The organism is Streptomyces sp. NPDC004539, assembly GCF_040610055.1.
In the GTDB taxonomy this organism is placed as follows: Bacteria; Actinomycetota; Actinomycetes; order Streptomycetales; family Streptomycetaceae; genus Streptomyces.
The window spans coordinates 144,469-164,720 of the sequence record NZ_JBEXLS010000003.1; the positions used below are offsets into that span (position 1 = coordinate 144,469).

At 72.7% G+C, this 20,252-nt stretch carries 19 protein-coding genes and 1 pseudogene; 11 read left to right on the top strand and 9 right to left on the bottom strand.

Features of this window, described 5'->3' with window-relative positions; translation table 11 throughout:
* Positions 1-110 precede the first annotated feature (110 nt).
* From ABZX85_RS07255 to ABZX85_RS07270, 4 genes and pseudogenes are all read left to right on the top strand, one after another.
* Positions 111-509 carry a 6-carboxytetrahydropterin synthase gene (locus tag ABZX85_RS07255; protein ID WP_355863345.1) on the top strand — a complete coding sequence of 133 codons (399 nt, stop codon included), beginning with the start codon at positions 111-113 and terminating at the stop codon, positions 507-509.
* Entirely contained in the window at positions 506-1,711 is a 1,206-nt protein-coding gene (locus tag ABZX85_RS07260) for a glycosyltransferase family 4 protein (RefSeq protein ID WP_355863347.1), read from the top strand. Before ABZX85_RS07255 ends, ABZX85_RS07260 begins: the two co-directional genes overlap by 4 nt.
* A complete protein-coding gene (locus tag ABZX85_RS07265) occupies positions 1,708-2,619 on the top strand; it encodes a class I SAM-dependent methyltransferase (RefSeq protein WP_355863349.1) in 912 nt (303 codons plus the stop codon). The genes ABZX85_RS07260 and ABZX85_RS07265 overlap by 4 nt, the downstream gene beginning before the upstream one ends.
* Positions 2,619-3,788: pseudogene (locus tag ABZX85_RS07270) on the top strand (lysylphosphatidylglycerol synthase transmembrane domain-containing protein); the annotation flags it as partial. The gene ABZX85_RS07265 and the pseudogene ABZX85_RS07270, both read left to right, overlap by 1 nt.
* Before the next feature lie 188 nt (positions 3,789-3,976).
* Here ABZX85_RS07270 and ABZX85_RS07275 read toward each other — a convergent pair.
* The gene (locus ABZX85_RS07275; RefSeq protein WP_355863351.1) at positions 3,977-4,762 is read right to left on the bottom strand and encodes a creatininase family protein; all 786 of its coding nucleotides are present in this window, start codon (positions 4,760-4,762) and stop codon (positions 3,977-3,979) included.
* 48 nt (positions 4,763-4,810) lie between these two features.
* On the opposite strand from ABZX85_RS07275, the gene ribA reads away from it, so the two are divergent.
* From ribA to ABZX85_RS07295, 4 genes are all read left to right on the top strand, one after another.
* Positions 4,811-5,470, top strand: a complete 660-nt coding sequence (gene ribA, locus ABZX85_RS07280) for a GTP cyclohydrolase II (RefSeq protein WP_355863353.1) — start codon at positions 4,811-4,813, stop codon at positions 5,468-5,470.
* Between the two features lie 81 nt (positions 5,471-5,551).
* Positions 5,552-6,697: an FAD-binding oxidoreductase gene (locus tag ABZX85_RS07285; protein WP_355863355.1), complete on the top strand. Its 1,146-nt coding sequence runs from the start codon at positions 5,552-5,554 to the stop codon at positions 6,695-6,697.
* On the top strand, positions 6,694-7,743 hold the full coding sequence (locus ABZX85_RS07290) for a saccharopine dehydrogenase (protein WP_355863357.1): 1,050 nt from the start codon (positions 6,694-6,696) through the stop codon (positions 7,741-7,743). The genes ABZX85_RS07285 and ABZX85_RS07290 overlap by 4 nt, the downstream gene beginning before the upstream one ends.
* A 50-nt stretch (positions 7,744-7,793) precedes the next feature.
* A complete protein-coding gene (locus ABZX85_RS07295) occupies positions 7,794-8,945 on the top strand; it encodes a saccharopine dehydrogenase family protein (RefSeq protein WP_355863359.1) in 1,152 nt (383 codons plus the stop codon).
* A 119-nt stretch (positions 8,946-9,064) separates the two neighbouring features.
* Here ABZX85_RS07295 and ABZX85_RS07300 read toward each other — a convergent pair whose 3' ends face one another.
* From ABZX85_RS07300 to ABZX85_RS07310, 3 genes are all read right to left on the bottom strand, one after another.
* Entirely contained in the window at positions 9,065-10,297 is a 1,233-nt protein-coding gene (locus ABZX85_RS07300; protein WP_355863361.1) for a serine hydrolase domain-containing protein, read from the bottom strand.
* Between the two features lie 293 nt (positions 10,298-10,590).
* Positions 10,591-11,847, bottom strand: coding sequence for an MFS transporter (locus ABZX85_RS07305; RefSeq protein ID WP_355864147.1), 1,257 nt, complete (start codon positions 11,845-11,847; stop codon positions 10,591-10,593).
* A 170-nt stretch (positions 11,848-12,017) separates the two neighbouring features.
* On the bottom strand, positions 12,018-12,611 hold the full coding sequence (locus ABZX85_RS07310; RefSeq protein ID WP_355863363.1) for a TetR/AcrR family transcriptional regulator: 594 nt from the start codon (positions 12,609-12,611) through the stop codon (positions 12,018-12,020).
* Positions 12,612-12,707: 96 nt separating this feature from the next.
* Here ABZX85_RS07310 and ABZX85_RS07315 point away from each other — a divergent pair, with 96 nt between their 5' ends.
* Positions 12,708-13,157 carry a PPOX class F420-dependent oxidoreductase gene (locus ABZX85_RS07315; protein ID WP_355863364.1) on the top strand — a complete coding sequence of 150 codons (450 nt, stop codon included), beginning with the start codon at positions 12,708-12,710 and terminating at the stop codon, positions 13,155-13,157.
* A gap of 137 nt (positions 13,158-13,294) precedes the next feature.
* Here the strand turns inward: ABZX85_RS07315 and ABZX85_RS07320 are convergent, their stop codons facing one another.
* Together ABZX85_RS07320 and ABZX85_RS07325 are read right to left on the bottom strand one after the other, a co-directional pair.
* Positions 13,295-14,668 carry an MFS transporter gene (locus ABZX85_RS07320; protein ID WP_355863366.1) on the bottom strand — a complete coding sequence of 458 codons (1,374 nt, stop codon included), beginning with the start codon at positions 14,666-14,668 and terminating at the stop codon, positions 13,295-13,297.
* Between the two features lie 189 nt (positions 14,669-14,857).
* Complete coding sequence (locus ABZX85_RS07325) at positions 14,858-15,523, bottom strand: TetR/AcrR family transcriptional regulator (protein ID WP_355863368.1); 666 nt, start codon at positions 15,521-15,523, stop codon at positions 14,858-14,860.
* A gap of 142 nt (positions 15,524-15,665) precedes the next feature.
* On the opposite strand from ABZX85_RS07325, the gene ABZX85_RS07330 reads away from it, so the two are divergent.
* Positions 15,666-16,544, top strand: a complete 879-nt coding sequence (locus ABZX85_RS07330) for a shikimate dehydrogenase (protein WP_355863370.1) — start codon at positions 15,666-15,668, stop codon at positions 16,542-16,544.
* A 112-nt stretch (positions 16,545-16,656) separates the two neighbouring features.
* On the opposite strand, the gene ABZX85_RS07335 is transcribed toward ABZX85_RS07330, so the two are convergent.
* Positions 16,657-18,123 (bottom strand): membrane-associated oxidoreductase, encoded by a 1,467-nt coding sequence (locus ABZX85_RS07335; protein ID WP_355863372.1) that lies wholly within the window; start codon positions 18,121-18,123, stop codon positions 16,657-16,659.
* A 126-nt stretch (positions 18,124-18,249) separates the two neighbouring features.
* Here ABZX85_RS07335 and ABZX85_RS07340 point away from each other — a divergent pair, with 126 nt between their 5' ends.
* Positions 18,250-18,591 (top strand): hypothetical protein, encoded by a 342-nt coding sequence (locus ABZX85_RS07340; RefSeq protein WP_355863374.1) that lies wholly within the window; start codon positions 18,250-18,252, stop codon positions 18,589-18,591.
* Positions 18,592-18,779: 188 nt separating this feature from the next.
* Here the strand turns inward: ABZX85_RS07340 and ABZX85_RS07345 are convergent, their stop codons facing one another.
* Together ABZX85_RS07345 and gnd are read right to left on the bottom strand one after the other, a co-directional pair.
* Positions 18,780-19,367, bottom strand: coding sequence for a histidine phosphatase family protein (locus ABZX85_RS07345; protein WP_355863375.1), 588 nt, complete (start codon positions 19,365-19,367; stop codon positions 18,780-18,782).
* 8 nt (positions 19,368-19,375) lie between these two features.
* A complete protein-coding gene (gene gnd, locus ABZX85_RS07350; protein ID WP_355863377.1) occupies positions 19,376-20,251 on the bottom strand; it encodes a phosphogluconate dehydrogenase (NAD(+)-dependent, decarboxylating) in 876 nt (291 codons plus the stop codon).
* Position 20,252: the final 1 nt, after the last annotated feature.

Sequence of the window (20,252 nt, forward strand, 5' to 3'; positions counted from 1 at the left end):
GAAAAGAGTGAGTGGCCGCTGAACACGGGGGAGCGGCCGGCCGTACTACACGGCACCTCCGGCGCGAAACGGCCGGGGGACCAGACGTGCCGCACCTGGAGGGTCGTCCGTTGTTCAGTGTCACCGTCCGCGATCACATCATGATCGCCCACAGCTTCCGCGGCGAGGTCTTCGGACCCGCGCAACGCCTGCACGGAGCGACGTTCCTCGTGGACGCCACGTTCCGCCGCGAGCAGCTGGACGACGACAACATCGTCGTCGACATGGGCCTCGCGAGCCAGGAACTGGGCGCCGTGGTCGCGGAACTGAACTACCGGAATCTGGACAACGAGCCGGATTTCGCCGGGGTGAACACGTCCACCGAGTTCCTCGCGAAGGTCATCGCCGACCGGCTCGCGGAGCGCATCGGCAAGGGCGCGCTCGGCGAGGGGGCGCGCGGGATCGCCGCCCTCTCCGTCACCCTGCACGAATCGCACGTCGCCTGGGCGAGTTACGAGCGTGCCCTGTGACCGACACGACCATCGAGCGGACGACCGTCCGCCTCGACAAGGCCGCGCTCGCCTACGTGCCGAAGCAGCAGCCCGTCGTACGGAAGAACGGCGACCTCATCCCGATGTCCCTGCGCACCGTCCACTTCGTGCTGCCCGCCGGGGTCGACGACCCCAGCCGGCCCAGCGGCGGCAACGCCTACGACCGGCGGGTCTGCCTCGACCTGCCCGGCTTCGGCTGGCAGGTGCGCAAGCACCTCGCGGACGGCGACTGGCCCCGGCCCGCCGAGGCCGACCGGGAGGCGCTCGCCCGCACGCTGCGCGACCTGCCCGACGGGACGGTCGTCCTGCTCGACGGGATCGTCGCCTGCGGGGTGCCCGAGGTCATCGTCCCCGAGGCGCAGCGGCTGCGGCTCGCCGTCCTCGTGCACCTCCCGCTCGGCGACGAGACGGGCCTCGCGCCCGAGGTCGCCGCCGAACTCGACGCCCTGGAGCGGACCGTGCTGCGCGCGGTGCCCGCCGTGATCGCCACCAGCGACTGGGCCGTGCGCCGGCTCGTCTCGCACCACGGCCTCGCCCCCGAGAAGGTGCACGTCGCCGCCCCCGGCGCCGACATCGCGCCCGTCGCCTCCGGGACCGACGGCGTCTCGCACCTCGTGTGCGTCGCCGCCGTCACCCCCCGCAAGGGCCAGCACCGCCTCGTCGAGGCCCTCGCCTCGGTCACCGAACTGCCCTGGACCTGCGACCTCGTCGGCGGTGTCGACCAGGACGTCGAGTACGTCGCCCACCTGCGCGGACTCATCGCCCGGCACGGCCTCGAAGACCGGCTGCGGCTCACCGGCCCGCGCTCCGGCGCCGCCCTCGACGCCAGCTACGCCCGCGCCGACCTGATGGTCCTCACGTCGTACGCCGAGACGTACGGCATGGCCGTCACCGAGGCCCTCGCGCGCGGCATCCCGGTCCTCGCCACCGACGTCGGCGGCGTCCCCGAGGCCGTCGGCCGCGCCCCCGACGGCGGCGTCCCCGGCATCCTCGTGCCCCCGGAGAACCCGGCCGCCCTCGCGGCCGAACTGCGCGGCTGGTTCGGGGAGGCGGACGTGCGCCGCCGCCTCAAGTCCGCCGCGCGCGGCCGGCGCGCCGCCCTGAACGGCTGGGCGTCCACCGCGAAGAGCCTCGCCGGCGTCCTCGGCCGGCTTCCCCGCGAGTCCTGGAGGGCCGCATGAGCAGCGCGGACGTCATCCCCGGCGCCGGACCCGTCGCCGAACGCGCCACCGTACGGCTGCGCGAGAGCGGCCCCGACGACCCGCCCCGCTACGCCCCCGAGTGGCTCCAGCTGCGCGAACCCGCCGACGCGGGCGCCCGCGCGCTGGACCTCCTCGACCCGCTGCGGATACGCCTCGCGAACCTGCCGCGCGGGAAGGCCGGGACCGTCGTGCACGACCTCGGCTGCGGCACCGGTTCCATGGGGCGCTGGCTCGCCCCCCGGCTCGACGGCGCCCAGCACTGGGTGCTGCACGACCGTGACCCCTACCTCCTGCACTTCGCGGCCGTCGCCTCGCCGCGCGCCGCCGCCGACGGAAGCCGGGTCACGGTCGAGACGCGGCGCGGGGACGTCGCCCGCCTCACGCCGGACGCGCTCGGCGGGGCGTCCCTGGTGACCGCCTCCGCCCTGCTCGACGTGCTCACCCGCGAGGAGATCGACGCGCTCGTCGACGCGTGCGTGGGCGCCGGCTGCCCGGCGCTGCTCACGCTCTCCGTCGCCGGGCGGGTCGAGTTCTCGGCCTCCGATCCGCTGGACGCCGAACTCCAGGACGCCTTCAACGACCACCAGCGGCGCGAGGGGCTCCTCGGGCCCGACGCGGCCGACGTCGCCGCCGAGGCGTTCGAGGCGCGGGGGGCGACCGTCAAGCTCCACCCCAGCGCCTGGCGGCTGGGCCCGGCCGAGGCCGCGCTGACCGCGCAGTGGCTGAAGGGCTGGGTGGGGGCGGCTGTCGAGGAGCGGCCCGAGCTGTCCGCTCGCGCGGAGACCTATCTGGAGGCACGGCTCGCCGCCGCTGCCGCCGGGGAGCTGCGCGTGGCCGTCCACCACACGGATCTGCTGGCGCTCGCACGGCCGGTGGGGAGCGTCTGATGACCGAGGGTCCGGGGGGTGTCGGAGCGGATGGGGCGGGGCGGGCCGATGCGGAACGCCCACCAGGCCGCTCCGAGGCTCCGGAGCTCGCCGAGGTCTCTGTGGTCTCCGGGGACCGGGCCGCCTCGGTACGGCCCTCCGGGGCCGAGTCCGTCGACGCGCGGCAGGACGTGGAGGTCCTGTCGCGGGGGGACGACGCCGGCGAGGCGGGCGGGATCGGTGCCGGGGCCCCGGCGGCCGACGCGGGCCGGGCCGGCGAGGGCGCTGCCGCCGACGGTGCGAAGGCCGGGCGGCGGCCCTGGGTACGGGCGCTCAGGACCCACTTCGGGACGCTCGCCGGGGTCGCGATCCTCGGGGTGCTGCTGTGGCGGATGGGCACCGGCGTCTTCCTCGACGGGCTGCGGCGGATCGACGCGTTCTCGCTGCTGCTCGCCCTGGCGATCGGCGGGGTGACCACCGCGTTCAGCGCCTGGCGCTGGGCGCTCGTCGCACGCGGGCTGAAGATCCGGCTGCCGCTCGGGGCCGCCGTCGGCGACTACTACCGGGCGCTCTTCCTCAACGCGGCGCTGCCGGGCGGGATTCTCGGCGACGTCCACCGGGCCGTGCGGCACGGGCAGAGCGAGGGAGACGTGGGGCGCGGCGTACGGGCCGTGTTCTGGGAACGCGCCGCCGGACAGATCGCCCTCGCCGTCGTGGGGCTCGCGGTCCTGCTGGCGGTGCCGTCGCCGGTCGCGGGGGAGGTACGGCACATCGTGCCCCTCGTCGCGCTCGGCGGGGTCGGGGCGCTCGCCGTCGTCCTCGCCGTCCGCATGAACCGGGCACCGTCCACCGAGTCACGGCGCGGACGGGCGGTGCGGGGGATGCTGGGGGAGGCGCGGGAGGCGCTGCTGTCCCGGCGCAACGGGCCCGGCGTCGCCCTCTCCTCGCTCGTCGTCCTCGCCGGGCACATCGGGACGTTCGTCCTCGCGGCCCGCGTCGCGGGGGCGTCCACCTCGGCGGTCCGGCTCCTGCCGCTCGCCGTCCTCGCGCTGCTCGCCATGGGCGTGCCGCTGAACGTCGGAGGGTGGGGGCCCCGGGAGGGGGTCACCGCCTGGGCGTTCGGGGCGGCGGGGCTGGGCGCCGACACCGGGTTCGCGGTGTCGGTCGTGTACGGGGTGCTGTGCTTCGTGGCCGCGCTGCCGGGGGCTGTGGTGCTGGTCGTGCGGTGGTGGGAGGGGGTGCGGGGGAGGTCGTTGCCTGGGGCGGTGGTGCATGACACCTCGTTGCCTGGGGCAGTCGTACATGACGCCTCCGTGCCGGCCGCGGTGGTACATGACACCGCGGTTTCACACACCACCGCCTCCGCCCCCGCGTCGCCCTACTCCCCGGCGCTCTCCTCGACCCGCGAACTCAGCAGCGAGAAATACGCGCCGAAAGAATCCACGAGGCTCGCCAGAAGCCGCTCCCCCTTTTCCGCGGAGCCCAGCGAAGGCCGGCCGATGACACCCGAATCGGTATAGGCGGACATTCCCGAGGTGAGGAGATGACGGCGGTCGTCGGCGGTGAAATCGGCGGACTCGTAGCCGGGCCTGACGACTTCGGGGTGCGCGTGCAGAAGGATCGACGTCTCGATTTCACCGGCGTGCATGTCGGTGAGGAGGGAGGTTTCGACACCCGCCGAGACGCGGGCCTCCTCCCAGTCCTCCGGGGCCGGGAAGAGCGCGAGGTGCTCGCCCCGCGCGGACGCCTCCTGGACGACGTTGCCGAGGACGTAGTTCCCGCCGTGCGCGTTGACCACGACCAGCGCCTCGACGCCGGAGCGGCGCAGCGAGGCCGCTATGTCACGTACCACCGCGTGCAGGGTCACCGAGGAGATGCTGACGGTCCCCGGCCAGTCCGCGTGCTCGTGCGAGCAGGCGATGGTCACGGGCGGAAGGAGGTGCACGGGATGCGAGGCCGCGATCTCCCGGGCGATGGCACAGGCGACGAGCGTGTCGGTGGCCAGCGGGAGGTAGGAGCCGTGCTGCTCGTAGCTGCCGACGGGAAGGACCGCGATCCGCGTTGAGACAGCAGCCCCCCGCGTCCGTACGTCATCGGTGGTGTCCGTCGGCAGTGCCGAGGCCACCGTCCCACGCCCCGCCGCCCGTATGTCCGGACCACTCATCCTTTTCCCGCCCTTTCGACTCCCCATCGGACTCTTAGGAACCAGATCATGACAGAAAAAATCGGTGTACTCGGCAAGAAGACCCCGCAGCGCACGGGCGTGGAACGCGTGGTGAATGCCCCTCTGCCCACGGTCTACGGGAAATTCCAGGCGGTCGGTTACATGGACCACGACCGGGGTGACGAACAGGTCGCCCTGGTCTACGGCGAGATCGGCACCGAGAACGTCCTGACCCGGCTGCACTCCGAATGCCTCACCGGTGACGCGTTCGGTTCGCAGCACTGCGAGTGCGGCGACCAGCTCGACTCCGCGCTGCGCGCCGTGGTCGCCGAGGGCAGCGGTGTCGTCGTCTACCTGCGCGGCCACGAGGGCCGCGGGATAGGGCTGCTCGGCAAGCTGCGCGCGATGGCGCTCCAGGCGGAGGGCCTCGACACGGTCGAGGCGAACGTCGCCCTCGGCTTCCCCGTGGACGCCCGCGACTACGGCGTCGCCGCGGAGATCCTGCGCGACCTCGGCGTGCGGTCGGTGCGCCTGATGTCCAACAACCCGCGCAAGCGCGAGGCGTTGACGGACAATGGCATCCAGGTCGCCGAGGAGGTGCCGCTGCTGATCCCGCCGTGCGAGAACAACATCACCTATCTGCGCACCAAGCGGGAGCGTCTCGACCACCGCCTGCCGCACCTCGACGCGGTGGCCCACTGGTCCTGAACTCCCGTCGGCAGGACGGCAACAGCAACTCCCCGGCCTCGGCACACGGGCCGGGGCCGCCGCCCACAAGGAGCCGCACGCTTGAACACGCATGCCTCGGTCGTCGTCATCGGCGGCGGGGTGATCGGCACCAGCATCGCCTGTCATCTCGCCGCCGCCGGGGTCCGCGACGTGGTGCTCGTCGAACGCGACGAACTCGCCGCGGGATCGACCTCGAAGGCCGCCGGCGGCGTACGCGCCCAGTTCTCCGACGAGGTGAACATCCGGCTCGGCGCCCGCAGCCTGGAGGCGTTCGCCCGCTTCGGCGAGGAGACGGGCCACGACATCGGACTGCACCGCACCGGCTACCTCTTCCTCCTCACCACCCCCGAGGAGGTCGCCTCCTTCGAGGCCGGCATCGCCGTGCAGAACGCCCTCGGCGTCCCGAGCCGCCTCATCGACCCGGCCGAGGCCCAGCGCCTCAACCCGCTGATCACCACCGACGGCCTGCTCGCCGCCGCGTACTCGCCCGACGACGGACACTGCACCCCGGAGGCCGTCGTCCACGGCTACGCGGCCGTCGCCCGCCACCACGGCGTACGGATACTGCGTCACACAGCGGTCACCGGCATCGAGCTGCGCGGCGACACGATCACCGGCGTGCACACCACGATCGGCCGCATCACCACCGGCACCGTCGTCTGCGCGGCCGGCGCCTGGTCGAAGTCGATCGGCGACATGGTCGGCGTGGACCTGCCCGTGCAGCCGCTGAGACGTCAGGTCGCGGTCACGGAAGCCTTCCCCGGGCTGCCGCCGGACCTCCCGATGACGATCGACTTCACCACCACCTTCTACTTCCACCCCGAGGGCCCCGGCCTGCTGATCGGCATGTCCGACCCGGACGAGCGCCCCGGCTTCGCCACCGACGCCCACGACCGCTGGATACCCCGCCTCGCCGCCGCCATGGAACACCGTGCGCCCGCCCTCCTCGACCTGCGCCGCACGGGCGGCTGGGCGGGCCTGTACGAGGTCACCCCGGACCACAACGCCCTGATCGGCGAGGCGAGTTCGGTCTCCCGCTTCCTGTACGCCACCGGCTTCTCCGGGCACGGCTTCCTCCAGGGGCCCGCCGTCGGAGAGGTCGTGCGCGACCTGGTCCTCGGCCGCGTACCCTTCGTGGACGTCACCCCCCTGAGCGCCGGCCGCTTCGCCGCCGACGCCCCGCGTCCGGAGGCCAACCGCGTATGACCGCCGTCCACCTGTGGCTCCGCCACGAACCCCGCCCCACCGAACGCCGCACCCCGGTCGTCCCCGCCGACGCCCGCCGCCTGGTCGACCACGGCATCACCCTGACGGTCGAGGACTCCGCCCAACGCATCTTCCCCACCGAGGAGTACGAGGCCGTCGGCGCCCAAGTCGCGCCCGCAGGCTCGTGGGTGTCCGCGCCGGACGACGCGATGATCCTCGGCCTGAAGGAACTCCCCGACGAACCCGCCGAGTTGACGCACCGGCACATCTTCTTCGGCCACGCCTACAAGCGACAGCCCGGCGCCGAGGCCCTGTTGACACGGTTCGCCGCCGGAGGGGGCGCCCTCCTCGACCTGGAGTACCTCACCGACGACACCGGCCGCCGCCTCGCCGCGTTCGGCTACTGGGCCGGCTACCTCGGCGCCGCCCTCGCCGTCCTCCACCACCGGGGCCGTCTCGCCGCCGAGTTGACCCCCACGGACGAGAAGGCCCTCGCCGCCCTGCTGGCCCCCGCCGCCGGCGACGAGCACATCGACGCCCTCGTGATCGGCGCCCTCGGCCGCAGCGGACGCGGCGCCCGGGACGCCCTCACGGCCGCCGGGATCGTCCCGACCGCCTGGGACCTCGCGGAGACCCAGGACCTCGACCGCGACGCCCTGGCGGCCCACGACCTCCTCGTCAACTGCGTCCTCGCGACGACCCCCGTACCGCCCTTCGTCCGCCCCCAGGACCTCGACGCACCCGGCCGTCGGCTGCGCACGGTGTCGGACGTCACCTGCGACGTCGGCTCACCCCTCAACGTCCTGCCGGTCTACGACCGCACCACCGAATGGACCGACCCGGTACGGCGCCTGCACGACACCCCGCCGCTCGACCTGATCGCGATCGACAACCTGCCCTCCCTGCTGCCCCTGGAATCGAGCAACGACTTCTCGGCCAGTCTCCTGCCCCAACTGCTCGACTTCCGTACGGACAGCGGGCCTTGGGAGCGCTGCCTGGTGCGTTTCGCGTCGGCGTCCCGCGAACTCGGCATCAAACAGGGTTAGTCGGGAAGGGTCACAGTCTCGGGAGTGACGTCGGGGAAGGGGAGGCAGCGGTGCCGGAACAGATACCCGCGAGCGGAACGGTCCACTGGATGGGCGCCGGCCTCTCCACCGGCAGCGGCTTCACCGCGCTCACCGCACAGGCGGACCGCGTTCGCCTGTGGCAGCGCACCGCGGACCGCGCCGCCGAGACCCTCGACCGCCTCGGCGTCGCCGACCGCGCCGAGCCCCGCGCCCTCACCCCGGGCGCCCTGGCCGCCGAACTCGCCCCGGGCGACGTCGTGGTGTCGATGCTGCCCGCCTCGGAGCACTCGGGCCTGCTCGCCGAATGCCTGGCGGGCCGGGCCCACTTCGCCTGCTCCAGCTACGTCACCGACGAGCTGACGGCGCAGGGCGAGGCGGCGCGGGCGGCGGGCCTGACGGTCCTCACGGAAGCCGGCCTCGACCCCGGCATCGACCACCTCTTCGCCCACAGCCTCGTGTCGCGGGCCCGGGCCGAGATAGGCCCCGAGAACCGCGCGGAGTACTCCCTCACCTCCTACTGCGGCGGCCTTCCCGCCGTCCCCAACTCCTTCCGCTACCGCTTCAGCTGGGCACCCCTCGGGGTCCTCAACGCCCTGCGCTCACCCGCCCGGCACATCGAGGGCGGCGTCGAGAAGGCGACCGTCCACCCCTGGGAGGCCACCCGCGAACTCACCCTGGGCGGCGAGACGTTCGAGGCGTACCCCAACCGCGACAGCGTCCCCTTCGCCGCCCAGTACGACCTGCCGTCCGGCTGGCGCGCCGACACCCTCGTCCGCGGCACCCTCCGCCTCGACGGCTGGCGGCATGCGTGGGACTCGGTCTTCGCCGAGCTGAAGAAGGGCGACGACGCGCGGATCGCCGAACTCGCCGGGGAGCTGGCCCGGACCTACCCCACCACCCGCGCCGACCGCGACCGCGTCGTCCTCGGCGTGTCCCTCACGGTCCGCGGCGCGAACGGGCGCATCTGGTCCGGGAGTTACCTCCTCGACCGGGTCGGTACCGCCGAGGAGTCCGCCATGGCCCACACCGTCTCCCGGCCCCTCGCCCTCGGTGTCCGCCACATCCTCGACTCCTCCCTGCCGCCGGGGCTGAGCCGGGCGGCGGAGACGGCGGTGCGGTCGGAGGAGTGGCTGAACGAACTGGCGGAGGAGGGGCTGGAGTTCACGATGCGGGTGGGGTGAACGGGGGTGGGTGGGCCGGCCGGGGCGGATGGCTTCGGCCGGGACGGTGGCCCGGCCGGGACAGTGGCTCGGTCGGGACGGTGGATCGGTGTCGGGACGGTGGCCCGGCCGGGGTGGCCTCAGCCGGCCAGCAGGGCCTCGTGGACGAACCGTTTGATCTCCGGGTACAGCGCGTGCGACGAACGCGGCCTGACCTGGGTCATGAACTGCACGGTCACGTCGTGCTCGGGGTCCACCCAGAACGTCGTGGTCGCGACGCCGCTCCAGCCGTAAGTGCCCTTGCCCGCCGGGGCCTTGGTGCGGTCGGGGTCGATGACGACGGAGACGCCGAGGCCGAAACCGAGGCCGTCCTTGCTGGGCTCGTCGTGGGAGGGGCGACTGCCGAAGGTCCGCATGTCGACGCCGCCGGGGAGATGGTTGCGGGTCATCAGGTCGACGGTCTCGGGGGCGAGCAGCCGTACGCCGTCCAACTCGCCCCGCCCGCGCAGGAACTCGGCGAACCGGTGGACGTCGTGCGCGCCCGCCACCATGCCGCCCGCCCCGGAGAGGAACCTCGGCCGGCCGCGCAACGGCAGCCCCGCAACTGGCCTGATGCCGCCGCCCTCCGTCTCCCCGTACAGTTCCGAAAGCCGCTCGGCCTGCGTGTCGCTCACACAGAACCCGGCGTCCGGCATGTCCAGCGGCCCGAACACCCGCTCGGCGAGGAACGCGTCCAGCGACTGTCCGGACACCACCTCCACGACCCGGGCGAGCACGTTCGTCGCCACCGAGTAGTTCCACTCGGTACCCGGCTCGAACTGGAGCGGCAGCGACGCGTACACGTCGACCGTCCCCGCGAGGTCCGTGCCGGGCGCCACCGACGAGTCGAGGCGTGCCTCGCGGTAGAGGGCGTCGACGGGGTGCGTGCCGTAGAACGCGAACGTCAGACCCGCCGTGTGGGTCATCAGGTGCCGGACGAGTATGGGTCCGTCGGCCGGGCGCGTCACCATGTCCCGCCCGCTGCCGCCGACGTACACCTGCGGCTCGGCGAAGGACGGAATGTGATGTGCCACCGGGTCGTCCAGCGACAGCTTCCCCTCCTCGACCAGCAGCAGCGCCGCGACCGACGTCACCGGCTTCGTCATCGAGTACAGCCGCCAGAGCGTGTCCGACTCCACCGGCAGACCGGCGGCGACGTCACGGTGACCGTGCGTGGTGAGGTGGGCGACCTTGCCGCCGCGCGCGACCGAGACGAGGTAGCCGGGCAGATGCCCCTCCTCCACCTCGTGCGCGATGTACCGGTCCATCCGGTCCAGCACCTTCGGGTCCAGCCCGACCTCGCTCGGGTCGACCTCTTGCCGCAGCACTGCCATCGTTCTCCTCCGGGGGCGACAGACGAGACGTGCCCCGGCCCGCCTGCTCCGGAGCGCCTCACTCCTCATCGTTCCGCAGCGAGCGCCACAGGGAACCCCTTTCGTAGGTGTGCCGTGTGTGGGGTGCGTCGCTTCTGGTATGGCGGGGGAGGGGGTGGGGGGTGGTATGTCACATATGACGCGTCATGTGTGACGCGCCGCGCATCTGGCATCGGGTGCTGGGTGCTGGGTGAGGTGTCATGTGTGAGGTGTCGTGTGCGACGCGTGATGTGTGATGTGTGATGTACCACCGGTCACCCCCGCAGCTCCCCCCTCCCCGGCAACCCCCGGCACACCGGCACCACCCCCACCATCAGCGCCGCCAGCACGACCAGCGGCGCGCGGCCCCCCTCCGCCGTCATCAGCAGACTCGCCCCGGCCACCCCGAGGGCCGGCCCCACGTTCATCGCCGTCTGCTGCAACCCGCCCGCCACCCCGGCCACCGCCACCGGGGCCTCCTTCACCACGACATGCGTCCCCGCCACCATCACCGCCCCGAACCCGGCGCCCACCAGGGCGAAGCCGACGCCGAACACCGCAGGTGCGGAGGCCGCGGCCAGCACGGACAGGCCCGCCGCGAGCAGCCCCACCGCCCCGGCGGTCGTACGCCGGCTCCCTGCCCGCTTCAGCGACATCGCGCACACCGGGGCCGATCCGATCAGCAGGACCGCCAACGGGGCGCCGACCAGGGCGCTGTGAAAGGGCGTCAGGCCCAGGTCTTCCTGGAGGAGGTAGACGCAGGCGAACAGGGCGCCGTTGACCGCGGCGGACGCCGCCACCAGTACCGCGAGCCCGGACCGCACGGCGGGGGAGCGGGCAACCTCCGGTGGGAGCAGGGGAGTCGGGGTCCGGCGTTCGTGGTGGGCGAAGGCGAGGGCGGTGGCGGCGCAGAGGGCGGCCGTCCAGGCGGTCAGGGTGACCAGGGCGTGGACCAGGGAGCCCAGGGTCACCGCCAGCAGGAGGGCGCCAGGGAGGTTCAGGGGCGGCGCGGGAGAGGGGCGCGGTGTGTCGTCCCGGCCGAGGAGCGCGAGCAGGCCGAACGCGAGGGTCGGGGCGAGGGTGAGGACGAACACCGCGCGCCAGCCGTACGCCGTCGCCAGGGCCCCGCCCACCAGTGGGCCCGTCGCGGCGGCCACGCCGATCGCCGCCGTGCGGATCGCCAGCGGTGTCCGCAGCCGGTCCGGCGGGTACGCGGCCCGCAGCATGCCCAGGGTGGCCGGCTGGAGCAGCGCCCCGAACACCCCCTGCACGACCCGCAGTCCGATCACCCACCCGATTCCCGGCGCCGCCACCAGTCCCGCCGAGGCCGCGCCGAAACCGAGCATCCCCACGGCGAACATCCGCCGGTGCCCGTACCGGTCGCCGAGCCGCCCCGCGAACACCAACAGCCCGGCGACGGCGACGAGATACCCCGTGCTCGTCCACTGCACCTCGGTGACGCTCGCCCCCAACTCCCTTCGCAGCGTGGGCTGGGCGACGGTCAGACATGTCCCGTCGAGCGCGACGACCATCGCGCCGGCGACGCTCGCGGCGAGCGTGAGGGTGCGTGTGCGTGTGCGTGCGCTGGTTCGTGTGTGCGGACGGTCCGCGAGTCCGCCGGTGCCGGATTCGAGGCGCGCCCCCACCTCAGGACCCGCCCCCCGACCCGCCCCTTGGTCCACCCCTCGACCCGTCCCCGGCCTCACGCCGTCCCCAGGTGCGCGTCCAGGACTGCCCGCAGTATCGGCCCGAAGTCCTCTGAGCCGGTGGCGAGTTGGAGGCTGCCCCAGCTCCAGAGCTGGGCGACGCCGTGCAGGTTGGCCCAGAGGGCGCCCGCGACGGCGCCGGCGTCCGCGTCGGGCCGTACCCGTCCGACCGACTCCATCAGGACGGAGAAGAGCGGCAGGCTGGTGTCACGCAGGCCCAAGTGGCCGCTTTCCAGTAGATCGTGACGGAACATCAGCTCGTACATGCCGGGGTTGTCGAAGGCGAACTCCAGGTAGATCCGGGCCAGTTGCTCCACCCGGGGGCGGACCTCCAGGATCACCATCGCCTCCTCCGCCCGCTCGGCGAGTTCGGTGAACCCGCGCCGGGCGATCGCGGAGAGGAGTTCCAGGTGGGTGGGGAAGTAGCGGCGGGGCGCGCCGTGCGAGACACCGGCCCGGCGGGCGATCTCCCGCAGGGTCAGCGCCTGGACCCCCTCGCGGGCCAGCAGCTCCACACCGGCGTCGACGAGACGCGCGCGGAGATCGGGAGAGCCCGGGGGATCGGCGGAGAGTGGCTGGTCGGCATGCATAGACAGTGTCTACCAGGCGGCCGTAGACACTGTCTACAAACTGTTCGCCGACAGTCGGGGGAATGCGGCGATCGCCCGTCGAGGTTGACATCGGACATGACTCAGGACACGACGGACGACGCCCTCCTCGCCCTGCTCTCCGACGTCCGGGGCGGGGTGCTCGTCACCCTCAAGCGCGACGGCCGGCCCCAACTGTCGAACGTGACACACCACTACTACCCGGACGAGCGCACCCTCCGGATCTCCGTCACCGCCGACCGTGCGAAGACCCGCAACCTCCAGCGCGACCCCCGTGCCGGCTACCACGTCACCAGTGCCGACCGCTGGGCCTACACCGTCGTCGAAGGCACCGCGGACCTCGCCCCGGTGGCCGCGTCCCCCGACGACGACACCGTCGAGGAACTCATCCGCCTCTACCGGGACACCCTCGGCGAACACCCCGACTGGGACGACTTCCGCGCCGCGATGGTCCGCGACCGCCGCCTCGTCCTGCGCATCAGGGTGGACCGGGCCTACGGCATCCCCCGCAAGGAGAAGGGGGAGTAGCGGATCGTCCCCCGGGGCTCGTCGTCGCGCCGGGCTCCGGGGCGGGACCGGTATGCGGAAGCAGCGGCACCCCGGTGAGGGTGCCGCTGCTCGGTGTCGAGGGTTCGGCCGGCGGGCCGGCGTCGTAGGCGTCCGGGTCAGGCGGAGACCGGCTCTCGGTCAGGCTGTTTTCCCGGGGAGCGGATGCCGAGGGACTCGGTCGGGACCTTCGCCGTCTCGCGGGCGGTGAGGACGGCGATGACCGGGGGGACGCAGAGGGCCGCGGTGAAGAGGGCGACGGAGAACCAGTCGTCGCCGTCCGGACCGGCGATCTCGGCCGCGAAGGTGACCGCGAAACCGGCGATGGCGAAGCCGATCTGGGTGCCGATGGCCATGCCCGAGAGGCGGACCCGGGTTGTGAACATCTCGCCGTAGAACGACGGCCAGACCCCGTTCGCGGCGCTGTAGACGACGCCGAAGGTCAGGATGCCGAGGAGCACGACCACCGGGTAGGACGCGGACGAGATCGACCACAGGTAGAGGAACATCATGCCCGCGCTGCCGGCCGCGCCGATCAGGAACACCGGACGGCGCCCGATCCGGTCGGAGAGCGTCGCCCACAGCGGGATCGCGGCCAGCGCGACGAGGTTGGCGAGCGCGCCGACCCACAGCATCGACGTCCGGCTCATGCCGACCGCGTCGCTCGTGGCGTACGACAGCGCCCACACGGTGAAGATCGTGCTGACCGAGGCGACCAGCGCGCCCGCGATCACCCGCAGGACGTCCGACCAGTGCTCGCGCAGCAGCACGAGCAGCGGCATCTTGACGACGCCCTCGGTCGCCGCGTGCTGCTCGAACGCCGGGGTCTCGTCGAGCTTGCGGCGGATCACGTAGCCCACCAGCGCGACCACGACGCTCGCCCAGAACGGCAGCCGCCAGCCCCACGACAGCAACTGGTCCTCGGGCATCGCGGCGACCGGGATGAACACCAGCGTCGCGATCAACTGCCCGCCCTGCGTACCGCTCAGGGTGAAGCTGGTGAAGAAGCCCCGCCGGTGCGACGGCGCGTGCTCCAGCGTCATCGAACCCGCGCTGGCCTGCTCACCCGCCGCCGAGATGCCCTGTAGTACACGACACAGCACCAGCAGCACCGGCGCGAGCGTGCCGACCTGCTCACGGGTCGGCAGGCAGCCGATCAGGAACGTCGACACGCCCATCAGCATCAGCGTGAAGACCATGATCTTCTTACGGCCGACCCGGTCCCCGAAGTGCCCGAGGAACAGCGCGCCCACCGGCCGCGCGGCGTACGCGACCCCGAACGTCGCCAGCGACAGCAGCGTCGCCGTCGCCGGATCGGACTCGTCGAAGAACACGTGCGGGAAGATCAGCGCCGCGGCGCTGCCGTAGATGAAGAAGTCGTAGTACTCCAGTGCGCTGCCGATCCAGGCCGCGGCGGCGGCCTTCTTCGGCTGGCCGGGCGGCGAGGCGGCGCCGGAGGCTGCGGGTGGCGGGGCGGAGGCGGGGACGGACACGGCGGCTCCTTCGGGGGACTCCACGGCGCGTGGAGTGAGCGGTGAGGGAAGGGGCGGGTCGGGGAGGGCGGGTCGCGCTAATTAACCCACTGGGTAGTTAGTCTCGGTGGGAAGGGATGTTGCGCCGACGTTTCCCGTGTGTCAAGAGGTCGCGCCGACAGTCGTCCCGGAGAGCGCCGGGTACGACCGTCAGTCCGCCGCGCGTTCCGCCGTCAGGTAGGCGATCACCATGTCGCCGAGCATCACCCGGTACTGCTCGCGGCGCTCGGGGTCGACCAGGTCGCGGCCGAACAGGGCGCCGAACGTGTGCCGGTTGGCGACCCGGAAGAAGCAGAACGAGCTGATCATCGCGTGCAGGTCGACGGCGTCGACGTCCGCCGTGAACAGGCCCGACTCCTGGCCGGCGCGCAGGATGCGGCGGATCACGTCGAGCGCGGGCGAGCCCATCCGGCCGAGCTTCTCGGAGGCCGCGATGTGCTCGGCGCCGTGGATGTTCTCGATGGTCACCAGGCGGATGAAGTCGGGGTGGGCCTCGTGGTGGTCGAAGGTCAGCTCCGCGAGCCGGCGGATCGCCGCGACCGGGTCCAGATGCTCGACGTCGAGCCGCTGCTCGGCCTCGCGGATCACGCCGTACGCCCGCTCCAGGACCGCCGTGAAGAGCTGTTCCTTGCCGCCGAAGTAGTAGTAGATCATCCGCTTCGTGGTGCGGGTGCGGGCCGCGATCTCGTCGACGCGGGCGCCGTCGTAGCCGGCCCGCGCGAACTCCTGGGTCGCCACGTCGAGGATCTCGGCCTGGGTGCGGGCCGCGTCGCGGATGCGCCCGTTCGGTCGTGCCGGTTCGTCGACGCTGGTCATCGGTGTCCTTCGGGAGTGCGGCCGGTGCGCAGATTGTAGAAGGCGGGGGCTCGGGGGTTCCCGGTGGAGGGGGCGGACTGCTATAGCTAACGTACTGGTTCGTACATTAGCTTTCGACTGCCGACCGGCTCAGGAGGTCCGCGTGGCCAAGGACTCGTATCTCGTCGGACTGATCGGCTCGGGGATCGGCCCGTCGCTCAGCCCCGCGCTGCACGAACGCGAGGCGGACCGGCAGGGGCTGCGGTACGTGTACCGGCTCATCGACCTCGACGTCCTCGGGGTCGGGCCCGAGGCGGTGGGGACGCTGGTGCGGGCGGCGCGTGACCTGGGGTTCGACGGGCTGAACATCACACATCCCTGCAAGCAGGTGGTGCTGGAGCACCTGGACGCGCTCTCCCCGCAGGCCGAGGCGCTGGGCGCGGTCAACACCGTCGTCTTCGGGGCGGACGGGCGGGCCGTCGGGCACAACACCGACGTCACCGGGTTCGCCGCGTCCTTCGCGCGGGGGCTGCCGGACGTGGCGCTGGAGCGGGTCGTGCAGTTCGGCGCGGGCGGGGCGGGAGCCGCCGTCGCGCACGCGATGCTGACGCTGGGGGCGGGGGTGGTGACCGTCGTCGACGCGATGCCGGAGCGGGCCGCCGCGCTCGCGGGGGCGTTGAACGGGCACTTCGGGGCGGGCCGTGCGTCATACACCACCGCCGACGAGCTGCCCGGACTCCTCGCGGACGCCGACGGGGTGGTCCACGCGACGCCCACCGGGATGGCCGCGCACCCCGGGCTGCCGTTCGCCGCCGAACTGCTGCGCGGGGAGCTGTGGGTCGCCGAGGTGGTGTACCGCCCACTGGAGACGGAACTCCTGCGCACCGCACGGGCACTCGGGTGCGCGACGCTCGACGGGGGCGGCATGGCGGTCTTCCAGGCCGCCGACGCGTTCCGGCTGTTCACGGGACGAGAGCCGGACAGCGGGCGGATGCTGGCGGACATCGGGGAGTTGGCGGGGGCGGTGAAGGTGCGGCGGTGATGCATCGTGCGTCACGCTTTGCCGCCTGGCTCGGTGGTGCGTCACACATCACGCATCATGCGTCACACATCACGCCTCGCCGCCCGCCCAGTAATACATCACGCACCACACCTCACTGCCTGCTCACCGTCCGCGTGACACCCGTGACCACCGTCGTCGCCAAGATCCAGCCCGTCACGATCAGGATGTACGAGAGGGTCCGGTAGACGCCCGTCGGGGCGAACGCGCCCTCCTGGCCGAAGGAGATGACCGGCAGGAGGAGGTCGAGGGTGTAGAAGACGGGGTCGAACTGGGGGGACTCGCCGGGCTTCAGTGGGGCGGGGTGGTGGTGGGCGAAGGCGAGGGAGCCGGCGGCGAGCAGGGAGAGGAGCCAGACGCCGGCCCGCAGGGGGCGGAAGCCGTAGCCGACGGTGACGTCCTGGACGTGGCCCCAGAGGCGGCCGTACCAGGGCAGGGTGCGGCGGTGCCGGCGCTGTTTGGCGAGCTGGACGCGGCGCGCGGAGGTGTCGTCGCCGGTGCGCCGGTAGGCGGCGGTGAGCTGCTCGTAGGCGTGGGGGTCGAACGGCGTGAAGGAGTCGTCGCGCTCCAGCATCGGGAGGCGGGCCTCGGCCGGTGCGTGCGGGGTGAGGAAGGTGTACGTCAGGTCCAGCAGCCGCACCTGGTCCGGGAGTTTCTCCGGGGCCAGGTTCAACTGGCCTATCTCGGTGGCCCGCAGGTTCAGCATCCCCTCGACGGGCGCGCCCTTGCGCAGCCACAACTCCCCGATGACACAGCTGCTCGCCCGCAGCGCCGTCCCGCCCGGGTTGGCCAGCGTGCAGTCGAGGAGGTCGATCCGCCCGGGGACCCGGGCACCCCGGAGATCGATCCGCCCCGTGGCCCGCAACCGGCGTGCGACGAGGTTCGCCCCCACCTCCAGCGCCTCGGCCTGGACGACGTTCGCCCCCGGATGCGACAGCTCCGCCTCCTCCAGATCGACCGACCCGGCGATCCGGGCACCGTCGAGCCGGATCATGCCGCGCACCTTCAGACCCCGCGCGCACAGATCGTCGTCCACCGACAGCTGGTTCAGCGCCAGCGCGGGCAACGGGCCGCCGTCCCCGGTGACTTCGGCGTGATCGAGGAAGAGCGCGCCCGAGATCTGCGTACCCCCGAGCCGCACCTGTCCGCCGATCCGGCACCGCGTCAGCCGCAGGCTCCCGTCGATCCGCGCCCGCGCCGCCGCGAGCCCCGGCAGCACGCTGTCCCGCAGGTTCAGGTACGGCAGCTGCGCCCCCGCGAACCGCGGAGTCTCCTCGAACCGGCAGTAGTTGAGCCGGATCACCTGCTCCACCACCGCGTACCGCAGATCCAGCTCCCCGGTGATCCGCGCCCCCAGCACCTTCAGCGCGGCCACCTCCTCGGGTTCCGCGGGCCCGTTGAGCAGCAACGCCCGCAACACGGCGGCCCGCACGGTCCGTTCGGCCCCCCACTCACCCCCGTCGTCCCCGTCCCCGTCCCGGTTCCGGAAGTCCACGGTCGCCCCCGTGGCGAAGGCCCGCCAGACACGCCGCTCGGCCGGCGTCAGCTCGTTGATCTCCATCGACCGCGACTCTGACGGCCCGGTGCCCGGGTGTCAACGAAGTGCTGTCACGGTACGGGCGGGCGCGAAACGACGCCGCTACCATCGCCGCACCGGTTCAGCCTGCGGTGATGATCAGGAGCGGACATGGACGATCACGGGGACGACTTCGGGCCGTGGGGATGGGAGAGCGTCACCACCGGCGTGCGGCGGACGGAGGAGGAGTGGGCGGCGATCGCCCGGCACGTCCGGCACGCGGCGAACAAGGTCGGTCCGCAGTTGCCGTTGTGCCTGCCGGGCGAGCCGAGGGAGTGCGGACGCCCCGCCCAGCAGCACGTCATCGCGTGGGCCGCGCATCTCAAGGCCGCGGCACACCACCTGATCGAGGAGTCCACGCCGAGCGGGGCACGGGGAGCGCACGCCGCGGGGCCGCTGTACCGGCGCCGGCTGTCGGAACTGAGGGGGCCGACCCCACAGGCCCAGGGCTGACCCCGTCCCCACGGACCCGCGCCGAACCGCCAGGCGTGACGTGCCGCCGGGCAGCGCCAAGGGGACCCGTACGGCAGGCCCGTACAGATCCCCTGTGCTGTGTCACACACCACGCGTCACACACCACGCGTCACACACCACGCGTCACACACCCTGCGTCACACCGTGCTGTCTCGCACCCCGCCGTGTCACACCCTGCTGTTCCACTCCGCGATCGCCGGCCACCCGTGCTCCAGCGTCAGCCGGCTCACCGTCGCCGTCGCCAGTTGGAACAACCGGCCCTCGGAGGGCGGGAGTCCGAGGCGGCGGGCGGTGAGGACGCGCAGGAAGTGGGCGTGGGCGACGAGGACGACGTCACCTTCGGCGAGGGCGGGGGCGACGCGCTCCAGGACCCGGTCCGCGCGGGCGCCGATCTCCGAAGGGGACTCGCCGGGGTGGCCCGAGGGGCCCGGCGGGACGCCGTCCGTCCAGAGGTACCAGTCGGGACGGGTCTTGTGGATGTCCACGGTGGTGATGCCCTCGTAGCCGCCGTAGTCCCACTCGTGGAGGTCGGGATCGGTCAAGGCCCCCGGGATGCCCGCGAGTTCGGCGGTGCGGACCGCGCGGGCCAGCGGGCTGGTGAGCGCGAGCGAGAAGGTCCGGCCGGAGAGGAGCGGAGCGAGCGATTTGGCCTGCTGCTCACCCTGGTCGGTGAGGGGCAGGTCGGTCCAGCTGGTGTGCCGGCCCGACGCGCTCCACTCCGTCTCCCCATGGCGGACCAGGAACAAGTCCCCCATGGCTGGACCTACTTGCTCTCGACGGCGTGCCCGCCGAACTGGTTGCGCAGCGCCGAGATCATCTTCATCTGCGGCGAGTCGTCCTGCCGGGAGGAGAACCGGGCGAAGAGGGACGCCGTGATCGCGGGGAGCGGGACGGCGTGGTCGATGGCGGCCTCGACGGTCCAGCGGCCCTCGCCGGAGTCCTCCGCGTACCCGCGCAGCTTGTCCAGGTGCTCGTCGCTGTCGAGGGCGTTGACGGCGAGGTCGAGCAGCCAGGACCGGATGACGGTCCCTTCCTGCCAGGACCGGAAGACCTCGCGGACGTTCTCCACGGAGTCGACCTTCTCCAGCAGCTCCCAGCCCTCCGCGTACGCCTGCATCATGGCGTACTCGATGCCGTTGTGGACCATCTTGGAGAAGTGCCCGGCGCCCACCTTGCCCGCGTGGACGTACCCGTACGGCCCCTCGGGCTTGAGGGCGTCGAAGACCGGCTGGACCTTCGCGATGTGCTCGGCGTCGCCGCCGACCATCAGGGCGTAGCCGTTCTGGAGACCCCACACGCCGCCGGAGACGCCCGCGTCGACGAAGCCGATGCCCTTGGAGCCCAGCTCCTCGGCGTGCTTCTCGTCCTCGGTCCAGCGGGAGTTGCCGCCGTCGACGACCGTGTCACCGGCCGCCAGGAGGTCACCGAGTTCGTCCACGACGGACTGGGTGGGGCCGCCGGCCGGGACCATCACCCAGACCACGCGCGGCGCTTCGAGCTTCTCCACCAGCTCCGACAGGCTCGCCACGTCGGAGAGTTCGGGGTTGCGGTCGTACCCGACGACGGTGTGGCCGGCGCGGCGGATGCGCTCGCGCATGTTGCCGCCCATCTTGCCGAGACCGATCAGTCCGAGCTGCATG

Coding starts and splice junctions, on each gene's coding strand:
- ABZX85_RS07265 (WP_355863349.1), top strand. CDS start 1,708: ATGAGCAGCGCGGACGTCATCCCCGGCGCCGGACCCGTCGCCGAACGC.
- ABZX85_RS07275 (WP_355863351.1), bottom strand. CDS start 4,762: ATGAGTGGTCCGGACATACGGGCGGCGGGGCGTGGGACGGTGGCCTCG.
- ribA (WP_355863353.1), top strand. CDS start 4,811: ATGACAGAAAAAATCGGTGTACTCGGCAAGAAGACCCCGCAGCGCACG.
- ABZX85_RS07290 (WP_355863357.1), top strand. CDS start 6,694: ATGACCGCCGTCCACCTGTGGCTCCGCCACGAACCCCGCCCCACCGAA.
- ABZX85_RS07300 (WP_355863361.1), bottom strand. CDS start 10,297: ATGGCAGTGCTGCGGCAAGAGGTCGACCCGAGCGAGGTCGGGCTGGAC.
- ABZX85_RS07305 (WP_355864147.1), bottom strand. CDS start 11,847: ATGGTCGTCGCGCTCGACGGGACATGTCTGACCGTCGCCCAGCCCACG.
- ABZX85_RS07310 (WP_355863363.1), bottom strand. CDS start 12,611: ATGCATGCCGACCAGCCACTCTCCGCCGATCCCCCGGGCTCTCCCGAT.
- ABZX85_RS07315 (WP_355863364.1), top strand. CDS start 12,708: ATGACTCAGGACACGACGGACGACGCCCTCCTCGCCCTGCTCTCCGAC.
- ABZX85_RS07325 (WP_355863368.1), bottom strand. CDS start 15,523: ATGACCAGCGTCGACGAACCGGCACGACCGAACGGGCGCATCCGCGAC.
- ABZX85_RS07335 (WP_355863372.1), bottom strand. CDS start 18,123: ATGGAGATCAACGAGCTGACGCCGGCCGAGCGGCGTGTCTGGCGGGCC.
- ABZX85_RS07340 (WP_355863374.1), top strand. CDS start 18,250: ATGGACGATCACGGGGACGACTTCGGGCCGTGGGGATGGGAGAGCGTC.
- ABZX85_RS07345 (WP_355863375.1), bottom strand. CDS start 19,367: ATGGGGGACTTGTTCCTGGTCCGCCATGGGGAGACGGAGTGGAGCGCG.
- gnd (WP_355863377.1), bottom strand. CDS start 20,251: ATGCAGCTCGGACTGATCGGTCTCGGCAAGATGGGCGGCAACATGCGC.